This window comes from Thermophilibacter sp. (assembly GCF_966187215.1).
Genome location: NZ_CBIFYV010000031.1, coordinates 1 through 13,796 on the forward strand (window position 1 = coordinate 1; position 13,796 = coordinate 13,796).

Annotated in this window: 10 protein-coding genes and 1 pseudogene; 8 read left to right on the forward strand and 3 right to left on the reverse strand. The window is 71.0% G+C overall.

All coding sequences use genetic code 11. From position 1 onward, the window contains the following. Window positions 1–552: TatD family hydrolase (locus tag ACWTSU_RS03075; RefSeq protein WP_455138420.1), on the reverse strand; the 552-nt coding region annotated here is incomplete at its 3' end. A 332-nt stretch (window positions 553–884) separates the two neighbouring features. On the opposite strand from ACWTSU_RS03075, the gene ACWTSU_RS03080 reads away from it, so the two are divergent. Beyond that, window positions 885–3,596 carry a valine--tRNA ligase gene (locus ACWTSU_RS03080; protein WP_455138421.1) on the forward strand — a complete coding sequence of 904 codons (2,712 nt, stop codon included), beginning with the start codon at window positions 885–887 and terminating at the stop codon, window positions 3,594–3,596. A gap of 341 nt (window positions 3,597–3,937) precedes the next feature. On the opposite strand, the gene ACWTSU_RS03085 is transcribed toward ACWTSU_RS03080, so the two are convergent. Then, a complete protein-coding gene (locus tag ACWTSU_RS03085; RefSeq protein WP_455138412.1) occupies window positions 3,938–4,696 on the reverse strand; it encodes a tRNA threonylcarbamoyladenosine dehydratase in 759 nt (252 codons plus the stop codon). Window positions 4,697–4,705: 9 nt separating this feature from the next. Then, complete coding sequence (locus ACWTSU_RS03090) at window positions 4,706–5,779, reverse strand: aldose epimerase family protein (RefSeq protein WP_455138413.1); 1,074 nt, start codon at window positions 5,777–5,779, stop codon at window positions 4,706–4,708. 128 nt (window positions 5,780–5,907) lie between these two features. Between ACWTSU_RS03090 and ACWTSU_RS03095 the strand changes: the two genes are divergently transcribed. The 7 genes and pseudogenes from ACWTSU_RS03095 to thrS all read left to right on the forward strand — a co-directional run. Beyond that, a complete protein-coding gene (locus ACWTSU_RS03095) occupies window positions 5,908–7,581 on the forward strand; it encodes a formate--tetrahydrofolate ligase (protein WP_455138414.1) in 1,674 nt (557 codons plus the stop codon). A 57-nt stretch (window positions 7,582–7,638) separates the two neighbouring features. Next, complete coding sequence (locus ACWTSU_RS03100; RefSeq protein WP_455138415.1) at window positions 7,639–8,268, forward strand: cyclodeaminase/cyclohydrolase family protein; 630 nt, start codon at window positions 7,639–7,641, stop codon at window positions 8,266–8,268. After that, window positions 8,265–9,128 (forward strand): bifunctional 5,10-methylenetetrahydrofolate dehydrogenase/5,10-methenyltetrahydrofolate cyclohydrolase, encoded by an 864-nt coding sequence (locus tag ACWTSU_RS03105; protein WP_455138416.1) that lies wholly within the window; start codon window positions 8,265–8,267, stop codon window positions 9,126–9,128. Before ACWTSU_RS03100 ends, ACWTSU_RS03105 begins: the two co-directional genes overlap by 4 nt. Further along, window positions 9,125–9,715 carry a GTP cyclohydrolase I FolE gene (folE, locus tag ACWTSU_RS03110; protein ID WP_455138417.1) on the forward strand — a complete coding sequence of 197 codons (591 nt, stop codon included), beginning with the start codon at window positions 9,125–9,127 and terminating at the stop codon, window positions 9,713–9,715. The genes ACWTSU_RS03105 and folE overlap by 4 nt, the downstream gene beginning before the upstream one ends. A gap of 355 nt (window positions 9,716–10,070) precedes the next feature. Continuing rightward, window positions 10,071–11,489 (forward strand): bifunctional folylpolyglutamate synthase/dihydrofolate synthase, encoded by a 1,419-nt coding sequence (locus ACWTSU_RS03115; protein WP_455138418.1) that lies wholly within the window; start codon window positions 10,071–10,073, stop codon window positions 11,487–11,489. Between the two features lie 71 nt (window positions 11,490–11,560). Next, window positions 11,561–11,992, forward strand: coding sequence for a zinc ribbon domain-containing protein (locus tag ACWTSU_RS03120; RefSeq protein ID WP_455138419.1), 432 nt, complete (start codon window positions 11,561–11,563; stop codon window positions 11,990–11,992). Window positions 11,993–12,335: 343 nt separating this feature from the next. Beyond that, window positions 12,336–13,796 (forward strand): annotated as a pseudogene (thrS, locus tag ACWTSU_RS03125) (threonine--tRNA ligase); the annotation flags it as partial.

The window sequence follows — 13,796 nt, forward strand, 5'->3', positions numbered from 1 at the left end:
GCGCGCGGCGAGCGCGCGCTCGCCGAACGAGAACCAGCAGCCCAGCCGCCTCGCGCGCGCGAGCTCCTCGGACGTCCCCGAGAACCAGTGCAAGACGCAGCGGCACCGCGCAGCCGCGCCCGTGGCCTCCAGCTCGTCGAGGACGGCGCCGGCCGCGCGGACCGCGTGGACCGAGAGCACTGTGGGCGCGGCCGGGTCGCTCGTGCGCGCGCACGCGGCGCACACGCGCCGGAAGGCCGCGACCTGCGCGTCCCACGTGCCGACCCGCCGTGGCGAGGCGTCGAGCCCGACCTCGCCGACCCAACGCAGGCCCGGTAGCAGCGCCACCAGCGCGTCCGCGTCATCGGCCGCGCGCACCCACCACGGGTGCAGGCCCGCCGCGAGGCGCACGTTGGGCGCCCCCGCCAGGGCGCCCGCCGCGCGCGCGTACTCGTCGGGTGTCACCGTGACGGCGAGCGCCCCCAGCCCGCGCCCGGCCGCCTCCGCGGCGACGCGGGCCGGGTTGGAGAACCACCCCAGGTGGCAGTGCGTGTCCCAGCGCGTGACGTCCATGCGCACCAGTATAGGTTCTCCCGTCGCGCCCCACTCACTACCCGGCCGAGTCCTCTCGGATACGTACACCTCCGCGAGTTACGTACACACTTGCAACCCTGATAATTACCCACATCCGACAAACCCGCAGTTCGCCAAGCTGCCGAGAAAAACATCAACCTCGCAACGGTGTACGTAACCCACCGGGGTGTACGTAACCCGCCGGACTGTACGTATCCGCCGCAGCCCCCAACCCAGCACGAGCGCATCCAAAACCCGCCCTCGCACCCGTGCTATCCTGTTGGGCTGACACGCCCGCAACCGGGGAGGGAAGCTCCGTGGAACTCGAAGACATGCCCAAGACCTACGACCCCGCAACCGCCGAGCCCGCGCTCATCCAGGCGTGGGAGGAGGCCGGCTGCTACCAGCGCAACGCCGGCCCGGCCGGCCCCGGCTCGCCCGACGGCGCCGACGACTGCACCGTGGTCATCCCGCCCCCCAACGTGACCGGCATCCTGCACATGGGCCACGCCATGGACGACTCGATCCAGGACACCTACGTGCGCTACAGCCGCATGCGCGGGCGTTCCACGCGCTGGATCCTCGGCACCGACCACGCGGGCATCGCCACGCAGACCAAGGTCGACAAGAAGCTTAAGTCCGAGGGCGTCTCCCGCCTGAAGATCGGCCGCGAGAAGTTCCTCGACGCGTGCTGGGACTGGACGCGCGAGTACGGCGGCACCATCGTCAGCCAGATCCGCCGCATGGGCTGCTCGATCGACTTCTCCGACGAGAAGTTCACCATGAGCCCCGAGTTCAGCCGCGCCGTCCGCAAGGTCTTCTGCGACTGGTACCACGACGGCCTCATCTACCGCGGCAAGCGCATCGTCAACTGGTGTCCCAGCTGCTGCACCGCCATCTCCGACGACGAGGCCGAGTACCACGATGAGAAGGGCCACCTCTGGTACCTGCGCTACCCGCTCGTCGAGCCCGTCGACGGCATTGACCACGTCACCGTGGCCACCACCCGCCCCGAGACCATGCTCGGCGACACCGGCATCGCGGTCTCCCCGAGCGACGAGGAGAAGGCCAAGCTCGTGGGCGCCAAGGTCATGCTGCCCATCGTCAACCGCGAGATTCCCATCTTCTCCGACTGGCACGTGGACGCCGGCTTCGGCACCGGCTTCGTCAAGGTCACGCCGGCCCACGACCCCAACGACTACGCGATGGGCCAGACCCACGGCCTCGAGCAGATCAACATCTTCGACGAGCACGCCGTCGTCGTGGACGGCTACGGCGAGTTCTCCGGCATGACGCGCGACGAGTGCCGCGACGCCGTGGTCGCCTGGTTCGAGGAGCACGGGCTTCTCGAGAAGGTCGAGGAGCTCGACCACTCGGTCATGCACTGCTACCGCTGCGACACGGCGCTCGAGCCGTGGCTGTCCGAGCAGTGGTTCGTGGCCGTGGACAAGCTCAAGGAGCGCGCGACCGAGGTCGTCAGGAGCGGCGAGGTCACGTTCCACCCGGCGCGCTGGACCCAGACCTACCTCACCTGGATGGACAACCTCAAGGACTGGTGCATCTCGCGCCAGCTCTGGTGGGGCCACCGCATCCCCGTGTTCTACTGCGAGGACTGCGGCTGGGAGGACGCCCTCATGGAGGACGCGGATACGTGCCCCACGTGCGGCGGCCACCACGTCCACCAGGACGAGGACGTGCTCGACACCTGGTTCTCCAGCCAGCTGTGGACCTTTGCCACGCAGGGCTGGCCCGACCATCCCGAGCAGATGGCCGGACACCACCCCACCAAGGTGCTCGTCACCGCGCGCGACATCATCGCCCTCTGGGTGGCGCGCATGATCATGAGCTCGCTCTACTTCACCGACGAGATCCCCTTCCATGACGTCTACATCTACGCCACGATCCTGGCCAAGGACGGCAGCCGCATGTCCAAGTCCAAGGGCAACGGCGTGGACCCGATGGAGCTCATGGAGAAGTACGGCGCCGACGCCATGCGCTACGGCCTGCTCACCCTCATCACCAACAACCAGGACGTCAAGTTCGACGCCAACATCGACAAGAAGACGCATGAGCTGATCGACAGCCCGCGCACCGAGCAGGCCCGCGCCTTCGTGACCAAGATCTGGAACGCCAGCCGCTTCGTGCAGATGAACCTCGAGGGCTACGAGCCCGGCGACCCCGCCGCCGTCACCGCCGAGGACGCCTGGATGCTCAGCCGCCTGGCCCGCGCGGTCCGCGAGGCCACCGAGCAGCTTGAGACCTACGCCTTCGGCGACTACGCGCGCGGCATCCAGACCTTCTTCTGGGGCGACGTCTGCGACTGGTACATCGAGCTCTGCAAGGGCCGCCTGCTCGACGGCAGCCCTGAGGAACGCCTCCAGGTCCAGCGCAACCTCGTCTTCGTGCTCGACACCTGCATGCGCCTGCTGCACCCCGTGATGCCCTTCGTGACCGAGAGCGTCTGGGACGCCCTGCCCGCGAGCGGCCTCGACGCGCACGACGCGCGCTTCCTGATGCTCGCGGCCTGGCCGGAGCCCGAGCGCTTCGCCGGCTTCGTCAACGAGGGCGCCGAGAGGGACTTCGAGCTCGCCAAGTCCGTGATCTCCTGCGTGCGCTCCACGCGCGCCCGCTACCGCCTCTCGCCGCGCGCCGAGCTCGACGTGAGCGTCAAGGCGGCGCCGGAGCTCTGCGAGACCATCGGTGCGCAGGCCGACTTCATCCGCTCGGTGGGCCACGTGGGCACCCTGGGCGTGGGCGCGCCCGATGAGTTCGTGCGCCCGGAGGGCTCCGTCTCCGTGGTGGCCTCCGAGTTCGAGGCCTACGTCGTGGTGGGTGACCTCGTCGATCTGGCCGCCGAGTCCGCGCGCCTCAAGAAGGAGCTCGCCAAGGCCGAGAAGGACCTCGCGGGCGTCGAGCGCACGCTCGGCAACGAGGGCTTCATCGCCAAGGCGTCCGCCGACGTCGTTGAGAAGAAGTGCGCGCAGGCCGCCGAGCTCACCGCTCAGATCGAGCAGCTCAAGGCCCAGATCGAGGACTTCGCGTAGGTCCTCGTGCGCGCCCCCGCGCGTTCGGGGTGCGATTGGGTGGCATGTTTGATACTATTGCGCACGGGGGCGACGTCTGCCGCCCCGGGCGCGTCCTTCTCGCCACGTATTCCCAGGTCAGCGTCGCTCGCGAGAAGAGGCGAGGGGCGCCTAGGACGGCCGAGCATCAAGGATGCCACCCAACGGCGACGGGTTTCTGCCGGATTCGGCCATCTGAGAAGCGCGGAGGGGGCCAACTGCACAATCGGGCCCGTTTCGTGGCACGACGCGGCCCGTCTGCGGTCGTCGGCCCTCGCCGCGGCGCGCCGCGCGGGCGGAGCGGACGGGCGCGGCCCCTCTCGCTACGCCCAGCCCAGCAGGTCGCGGATCACGCGGCTGGCGATCATCTGGCCCATGATGGGCGGCAGGTAGCTCATCGTGCCCAGAAGCGACCCCTCGCGCATCCAGCGCTCGTCGGAGATCGCCTCCATGCGCACGGGCTCCTCGTCGGAGAAGAGCACGCGCAGGCCGCGGATGCCGCGCCGGCGGCACTCCTTGCGCATGACGCGCGCGAGCGGGCAGTTGACGGTGTCCTCGATGCGCGCGAAGCGCAGCCGGCACGGGTCGAGCTTGTTGGCCCCGCCCATCGCGGAGAGCTCCGCCACGCCGCGCTCCTGGCACCACTGGGCGAGCCGCAGCTTCTGCGCCACCGTGTCGATGGCGTCGACGACGTAGTCCAGCCGCCCGAGCGCGTCCATCTGCTCGCCCAGGCGGTCCTTGTCGAGAAACGCGGTCATGGCGGTGACGTCCGCCCCGGGATTGATGTCGCGCACCATGGCGGCCATGACCTCGGCCTTGGGCCGGCCGACCGTGCTCTGGAACGCGAGCGCCTGCCGGTTTATGTTGCTCGGCGCCACCACGTCGCGGTCCAGGAGCACGAGCCTCCCCACGCCGCCGCGGGCGAGCGCCTCCGCGCAGGATGAGCCCACGCCGCCCAGGCCGACCACCGCCACGCGCGCCGAGCCCAGCCGCGCGAGGCCGTCCTCGCCCACGACCAGCCGCAGCCGGTCGAACGCCGTCTCCGGCGCGCCGCCGCCCGGGGTGTTCGCCTCCCTCGCCACGCGCGCCCCCTAGCCCCGCGTCCCGAAGCGGTACGCGATTGTCGAGACGTACGGGCGCCCCGGCGCGCAGGGCTCCCACGGCCACTCCGGGTGGTGCGCGCTGTCGGGGTAGAGCTCCGGCTCGAAGGCCAGCCCCGCGCGGGGCCCGTACGCGGCGCCGTCCTTGGCGTGGGGGTCGTCGAGCCAGTTCCCGGTGTAGAGCTGTGCACCCGGCGTGGTGACGAGCACCTCGAGCGTGCGACCGCTCGCGGGCTCCCAAACCCTGAGCGCCGGCCGCGGCGCGCCTCCCGGCCGGTAGCCGCGCACGCAGTAGCAGTGGTCCAGGCCGCGGCCGCGGCGCAGCTGCTCGTCGTCAGCCGCGAGGACGTCGGCCAGGGCGCGCGGCTCGCGCAGGTCGAAGGGGGTGCCGTCGACCGCGCGCAGCTCGCCGGTGGGCACGGAGTCCTCGCGGATGGGCAGGTACGCGTCGGCCGCCACGCTGACCACGTGGCCCGCCACCGAGCCGGCGTCGTGCCCGGCCAGGTTGAAGTACGCGTGGCAGGCAGGGTTGACGTAGGTCGGGGCGTCGGACTCCACGGCGTAGCGAACGGTGAGCCGTGCGCCGCCGGGCTCCTCCTCGAGCGAGAACCGCGCCGAGAAGCGCCGCTCGCCCGGCAGCCCGTACGCGCCGTCCGGCACGTCGAGGCGCAGCTCGACGGCCTCATCGCTCGTCTCGGCAGTGTGCCAGAGGCGCTTGTGCAGGCCCCGGGCCAGGTCCGTGTGGAGGTTGTTCTCGCCGCGCGGGCCGTCGTTGGCCGGCAGGTGCCAGACGCGGTCCGCCAGGGGCACCTCGGCGCGGTCGGTGCGGTTGGCCACCGGCCCCATGGTCCCGCCGTAGAACGAGGGGTTCTCGCCGGCGTAGCCCGCGAGGTCGTCGTAGCCCAGCGCCACGTCGGCGAGCCGCCCGCGCGCGTCGGGCACGACCACCGAGAGCACCGTGGCCCCGAACTCCGAGACCCGCACCCGCGCCGCGCCCGCTGCGAGCGTCCACGCGATCACCCGCGTCCCGTCCGGAAGCGTCCCGTGAACCCCGCGCTCGACCATGTGCCCTCCCGTCGCCGTCGTCTCGTCACGTCCCATGGTAGGGCATCGGCGCCGCGCTTCTCGCCGGGCGCCGGCCCGTCGCGCCGCGCTATAGTAGAGGCTCCACCAGACGCGGAAGGGGGCCCAGCGTGGCAGAGCACAAGTCCGACATCGAGATCGCGCAGGAGGCGGAGATGCTGCCCATCTCCGAGGTGGCCGAGCGGGCGGGCCTCACCGAGGACATGATCGAGCCCTACGGCCGCTACAAGGCCAAGGTCGACATCCACTCGCTGGCGGACCGCCCCCAGACCGGCAAGCTCGTGCTCGTGACGGCCATCAACCCCACGCCCGCCGGCGAGGGCAAGACCACCACCTCCATCGGGCTGGCCGACGCGATGAACCTCACCGGGCGCCGGACCATGCTCGCCCTGCGCGAGCCGTCGCTGGGCCCGGTCTTCGGCATCAAGGGAGGCGCGGCGGGCGGCGGCTACGCCCAGGTCGTGCCCATGGAGGACATCAACCTCCACTTCACCTGCGACTTCCACGCCATCGGCGCCGCCAACAACCTCTGCGCCGCCATGCTCGACAACCACATCAAGCAGGGCAACGCCCTCGGCATCGACCCGCGCCGAGTGGTCTGGAAGCGCTGCGTGGACATGAACGACCGCCAGCTCCGCAACGTGGTCGACGGCCTTGGCGGCGTGGCTGACGGCTGCCCGCGTCAGGACGGCTTCGACATCACCGTGGCCTCCGAGGTCATGGCCGCGTTCTGCCTGGCCACCGACCTCATGGACCTCAAATCCCGCCTCGCGCGCATGGTCATCGCCTACACCTACGACCGCCAGCCCGTCACCGTGGCCGACATCCGTGCCGAGGGCGCCATGACGGCCCTGCTCAAGGACGCCATCAAGCCCAACCTCGTGCAGACGCTCGAGCACAACCCGGCCTTCGTGCACGGCGGCCCGTTCGCCAACATCGCGCACGGCTGCAACTCGGTCATGGCCACCACCACGGCGCTCAAGCTCGCCGACTACGTGGTCACCGAGGCCGGCTTCGGCGCCGACCTGGGCGCCGAGAAGTTCCTCGACATCAAGTGCCTCTACGCGGGCATCAGGCCCAGCGCCGTCGTGCTCGTGGCCACCGTGCGCGCCCTCAAGTACAACGGCGGCGTGCCCAAGGCCGAGCTGGGCGCCGAGAACCTCGAGGCGCTCGAGGCGGGCATGCCCAACCTGCTGCAGCACGTGTCCAACATCCGCGACGTGTGGGGCCTGCCCGTGGTCGTGGCCATCAACGCGTTCCCCACGGACACCGCCGCCGAGCTGGAGCTCGTTGAGCGCAAGTGCAACGAGCTCGGCGTCAACGTGGCGCTCTCCGAGGTCTGGGCCAAGGGAGGCGAGGGCGGCCGCGCGCTCGCCGACGAGGTCGTGCGCCTCTGCGAGCAGCCGTCCGACTTCCGCTACGCCTACGAGCTCGACGGCGGGATCGCCGAGAAGCTCGACGCCATCGCGACGCGCGTCTACCACGCCGACGGCGTGGACTTCACGCCGGCCGCCACGCGCCAGCTGCGCCAGCTCGAGGAGCAGGGCTTCGGCGGGCTGCCCATCTGCGTGGCCAAGACCCAGTACTCCTTCACGGACGACCAGACCAAGCTCGGGGCGCCGCGAGGCTTCCGCATCACGGTGCGCAACCTCAAGGTGAGCGCCGGCGCGGGCTTCATCGTGGCGCTCACCGGCGACATCATGACGATGCCCGGCCTGCCCAAGGTCCCCGCCGCCGAGAAGATCGACGTCACGCCCGACGGCCGGATCGTCGGCCTGTTCTAGCGCCCCGCGCGCCCGGACCCGCTGGGGCCCGGGCGCCGCGCCAAAAAGGGAGGTCCCATGGACGACAGGCTCACGGAGCTCTCCTGCGAGGAGTTCTCCGAGCGGCTCGCCTCGGCCGACGCCGTGCCGGGCGGGGGCGGCGCCGCCGCGCTCGCGGGCGCGCTCGCGGTCGCGCTCTGCTCGATGGCCGGCGCGCTCACGCTGGGCAAGCCGCGCCACGCCGCCGTGGAGGCGGACGTCGAGCGGATCATGGAGGACGCGGAGGACGTGCGCTACCGCCTGCTCGAGCTCGTGCGCGAGGACGCCGAGGGCTTCTCGGCCGTCATGGACGCGCTGGCGCTGCCCAAGGGTGACCCGGCTCGCCCCGCGGCCCGCGCCCGCGCGCTCGAGGGCGCCTGCATGGCGCCGCTCGCGATGATGGGGGAGTGCTGCCGCGCGGTGGTGCTGCTCGAGGAGATCGAGACGCGCTGCGCCACCGGCCTGCGCTCGGACGTGGCCTGCGGCGCGCTGCTCGTGCGCGCGGCGCTGCAGGCGGCGAGCGTCAACGTCTACGTGAACACCGCGCTGATCGAGCGCGGCGCCGCCACGGCGAGCATCGAGTCCGCCTGCGCGGAGATGCTCGACGAGTTCGTCCCGCGCGCCGACGCGATCGCCGCGCGCCTGGCCCCGGCATCGGTGCGCCCGTGACGGCCGAGCTGATGCGCGGCGCGCCCGTCGCCGCGGCGCTGACGGAGCGCGCGGCCGCCCGCGCGGCGGCGCTCGAGGAGCGCGGCGTCCGTCCGACGCTGGCGATCGTGCGGGTGGGGGAGCGTGCCGACGACCTCTCCTACGAGCGCGGCGCGCTCAAGCGCTGCGAGCGCGTCGGCGTGGACGTCCGGCGCGTGACGCTGCCGGCGGACTGCGGGCAGGGGGATCTTCTCGCCGCGCTGGGCGACGTCGCCGCCGAGGCGTCCGTGCACGGCATCCTGCTGTTCCGACCGCTGCCGGCGGGCCTCGACGAGACGTCCGCCTGCGCCGCGATCCCGCCCGAGAAGGACGTGGACTGCGCCGGGGACGCGTCCCTTCTGGGCGTGCTGGCGGGTCGGCCGCGGGGCTTTGCGCCCTGCACCGCCGAGGCCGCGATCCAGGTCCTCGACCACTACGGCGTGGAGCTCGAGGGGGCCCGGGCCTGCGTGGTGGGCCGCTCGCTCGTGATCGGCCGGCCGGTGGCCGCGCTGCTCACGGCCCGCAACGCCACGGTCACGCTCTGCCACACGCGCACGCGCGACCTGGCTGCGGAGTGCCGCCGCGCCGACGTGCTCGTGGTGGCCGCCGGCCGTCCCGGCACCGTGGGGGCCGACGCCGTTCGCGCCGGGCAGGCCGTGGTGGACGTGGGCATCAACTGGGACGAGGCCGCGTCGCGCCTGGTGGGCGACGTGGACGCCGACGCCGTGGCCCCCATAGTCGACAAGATCACGCCCGTCCCCGGCGGGGTGGGCGCCGTGACCACCGCGGTTCTCGCCACGCACGTGGTCGAGTCCGCCGAGAGGAGCGTACGGGCCCGATGAGCGATTCCAACGAGCTGAGCTACCGTCGCCTCGACCACGACCGCGTCGAGGCCGCCGTGCGCGAGCTGCTGCTCGCGGTGGGGGAGGACCCCGACCGCGAGGGGCTTCTGGGCACGCCCGACCGCGTGGCGCGCGCCTGCGAGGAGCTGTTGGGCGGCATGCAGGAGGACCCGGGCGCCCACCTGCGCAAGCAGTTCCACGAGCCGGGCAACCAGGAGATGGTCATCGTGCGCGACATCCCGTTCTCGTCGCTGTGCGAGCACCACCTGCTGCCGTTCACCGGCCGCGCGCACGTCTGCTACATCCCGCGCGACGGGCGCATCACCGGGCTCTCCAAGATCGCACGCTGCGTAAGCGGCTACGCGCGACGCCTGCAGGTGCAGGAGCGCCTGACCGGCCAGGTGGCCGACGCGATGGTGCGCGAGCTCGACCCGCTGGGCGTGCTCGTGGTCATGGAGGCCGAGCACACCTGCATGACGATGCGCGGCATCCGGGCTGCGGGGGCCGTGACCACCACGTCGGCGGTGCGCGGCTGCCTGCGCGACCTCAAGACCCGCGAGGAGGCGCTGCGCCTGCTCGGGCTGTAGGTGGCGCGGACGTACGTCGCGACGTGGCCAACCCGTCGTCCTCGCTGCTTGCGCACACACCAGCCGGTTACGTACGCCCCAGCCGGTTACGTACGCCCCAGCCGGTTACGTACACTCCAGCCGGTTACGTACACAGTTCAAGAGCTGATATCGCATCCCTGGCGAGAAAACCGCAGGTCAGAGCCTCGCTCTTCTCGCCATCAAGTCTGGAATGGTGTACGTAACCACCCGAAGTGTACGTAACCGCCCGGGGCGCGTGCATCCGCCGAGCTCGCGCATCCGCCGTGCTCGCGGACACCCGCCTCGCTCGCGGAGCGCTATCCTGTTGCACCGTGCCCACGAGACGAGGAGGACCATGTACCAGCTGCCGTTCGACGTGCCCGAGCTCACCTATGACGAGGCCCTCGACCACCTGCGCTCCGCGCTGCGCTTTGGCATCGAGCCCCTGCTCGAGACCGTCGAGGACATGCTCGCGGAGCTGGGCAGCCCCGAGGCCGGCTACGACTGCGTCCAGATCGCGGGCACCAACGGCAAGACGTCCACGGCCCGCTACACGGCGGCGATCCTGGCCGGCGAGGGCCTCTCGACGGCGCTCTACACCTCGCCCGAGCTCGTGAGCTACACCGAGCGCATGGAGGTCGGCGGCGCGCCCGTCTCCGAGGCCGCCTTCGCGCACGGCGTCGCGGCGGCCCTCGCGGCCGGCGAGCGCGTCAACGCCCGGCGCGCCGCCTCCGGCCTGCGCCCCTATGACGTCACGGAGTTCGACCTGCTCACCGTCGCCGCGCTCGTGGTCTTTGCCGAGAAGGGCGTGGACGTCGCGGTGCTGGAGTGCGGCCTCGGCGGGCGCTGGGACGCCACGTCGGCCGCCACCTCCATCCGCACGGTCGCGGTGACCGGCATCGGGCTCGACCACACGCGCGTCCTGGGCGACACCCTCGAGCAGATCGCCGGCGAGAAGGCCGCGATCATCCGGTCCGGCCGCGCCTGCGCGCTCGGCGCCGGCACCGCCGTGCCCGCCTCCGTGGAGGACGTCCTTCTCGCCCGCGCCCGCGAGCAGGGCGTGACGCCGGTGCTGCTGCGCCCGGTCGACCCCGCCGACGCGCCTGCGGCCCCGGACCCCTCCGCAACCCCCGAGACGCCCCGCGAGCACCCCGACCTGCCGCGCGCCTCCTATCGCGTCACCAAGCGGCCGCATCGCCTGGGCGCCCCGCTCGAGCTCACCGTCACCACGCCCCGCGCGACCTACGCCGAGCTCGCCGCCCTCAAGCCCGCCTACCAGGCGGCCAACATCGCGCTCGCCGTGACGCTCGCCGAGGAGCACCTCGGCCGCGCGCTCGACCAGGCGCGCCTCTTCGAGTCCGTGGTGAGCTGCCCCACGCCCGGGCGCTTCCAGCTGCTGCGCCCCGAGCCGCCCGTGCTCATCGACGCCTGCCACAACCCGCAGTCGGTCGCCGCGTTCCTCGCGGCGGTCGAGGCCGTGGCCCCGGCGCGCGACGAGCGCCCGGTCCTTCTCGCCGCGGTGCTCGCCGACAAGGACGTGCGCGGCATCGTGGGGCTTCTCGCCGAGGCGTTCCCGCGCGTGGCCGTCACGCGGACCTCGAGTCCCCGCGCGCTGCCGGCCGACGAGCTCGCCGACGCCTTCCGCGCCGCTGGTGCCACGGTCGTCGCGACCTACCCCACGGTCGCGGCCGCCGCGTCGGCGTTGTGTGGAGAATCGTACGTCGCGTGCGGATCGATCACGCTCGCCGGCGAGCTGGCGGGCCTGTTCCGATAGCTTTTGCTACACTGAGCATTGTCTGTGGCGCCGCGCCGACGCGGCCGCGGTCCGTGTCGTAAGGAGCTCCCATGCAAGATCTGCTCGACCAGCTCATCACTCCCGAGGTCCGCATGGTCCTCTATCTGCTGGTTATCTGCGTCGTCATGCTCTACGTCCTCTCCATCGTCTACGTCATCCGCGACGCCCAGCGCCGCGGCGCGGAGCCGTGGTGGATGTGGGCCATCATCTCGGTCATCCCCATCGTGGGCCTGCTCGCGTACGTGATCCTGCGCCCGAGCTCCTACCTCATCGACCGCGAGGAGCAGGACCTGGACATCGCCCTGCGCGAGCACCAGCTCAGCCACTACGGCATCTGCCCCAAGTGCGGCGCGCCCATCGACCGCGACTTCGTGGTCTGCCCGATCTGCAACACGCAGGTCCGCAACGTCTGCCCCACCTGCCACCGCCCGCTCAACGCGGACTGGAAGGTCTGCCCCTACTGCCGCACGCGCATCCAGTAGCGCCGGCGAGAAGATTCACGTGACCCCGAGCCCCCGCCCCGGCGGGGGCTTTTCACGTCCGCCGGCGCCCCGTCGCGGCCGGCGCCCCGTGCGACGATGCTGCGAATGTGTTTCCCGCGGCCGCCGTCCCGCGCACTTGTGGTAAACCTTTGTCGTGCACCCAACGCGAAAGGCAACCGATGCGCCGCTTCGTCGCACAGAGCACGCGAACGCAGACTATCTAGGCGTCTGTCCATCCGCGCGGCAACGGCCGCGGGCAGGCGCCACATGCCGCTCGACGTCACCCCAGGTGGCGTGCGGGCGTTTTTCATGTTCGCAGGCAGCAACCCCAGAAGGAGTCACCATGAAGGTTCTCTACAACGACGGCCACGTGGACGAGTGCCCCGCCGACGAGGTCACCCACGTCGTCCGCCACAGCGCCGCCCACATCATGGCGCAGGCCATCAAGCGCCTGTACCCCGAGGCCGACTTCGCCTACGGCCCCGCCACCGACAACGGCTTCTACTACGACGTCGACCTGCCCGAGGGACAGAGGATCTCCGAGGACGACTTCCCCGCGATCGAGGACGAGATGAGGAAGATAGTGAAGGAGAACCTCAAGTTCACCGTCTTCGAGCTCCCGCGCGAGGAGGCCGTCAGGCTCATGGAGGAGCGTGGCGAGAAGTACAAGGTCGAGCACATCGGCGACCTCCCGGAGGACGCCCGCATCACCTTCTACCAGCAGGGCGAGTACATCGACATGTGCGTGGGCCCGCACCTCACCTACACCAAGGCGCTCAAGGCCTTCAAGCTCACGGGCGTCTCGGGCGCCTACTGGAAGGGCGACAAGAACAACAAGATGCTCACCCGCATCAACGGCACGGCCTTCGCCACCAAGGCCGAGCTGGACGAGCACCTGCGCCTGCTCGAGGAGGCCAAGAAGCGTGACCACCGCAAGATCGGTCGCGAGATGGACATCTTCATGATGCGCGACGAGGCCCCCGGCTTCCCGTTCTTCCTGCCCAACGGCATGGTGCTCAAGAACGAGCTGCTCCAGTACTGGCGCGAGATCCACCGCACGGCGGGCTACGTCGAGATCTCCACGCCCATGATCATGAGCAAGGAGCTCTGGAAGACCTCCGGTCACTGGGACCACTACAAGGACAACATGTACTCCACCGAGATCGACGGCGAGGAGTACTGCATCAAGCCCATGAACTGCCCGGGCGGCGTGCTCGTCTACAAGTCCAAGCCGCACAGCTACCGCGAGCTGCCCATCCGCGCCGGCGAGATCGGCCTGGTGCACCGCCACGAGATGCGCGGCGCGCTGCACGGCCTGTTCCGCGTGCGCTGCTTCAACCAGGACGACGCGCACCTCTTCGTGACGCCCGAGCAGCTCACCGACGAGATCGTGGGCGTGGTGAACCTGATCGACTCCGTGTACCAGAAGTTCGGCTTCACCTACCACCTCGAGCTCTCCACCCGCCCCGAGGACTCTATGGGCTCCGACGAGGACTGGGAGCGCGCCGAGGCGGCCCTGCGCCACGCGCTCGAGAAGCTCGGCAAGGACTACGTGGTCAACGAGGGTGACGGCGCCTTCTACGGCCCCAAGATCGACTTCCACCTGGAGGACTCGCTCGGCCGCACCTGGTAGTGCGGCACCGTCCAGCTCGACTTCCAGATGCCGCTCAACTTCGATCTGGAGTACACCGACGCCGACGGCTCCAAGAAGCGCCCGATCATGCTGCACCGCGTGTGCTTCGGCTCCATCGAGCGCTTCATCGGCATCCTGATCGAGCACTACGCCGGCAAGTTCCCCACCTGG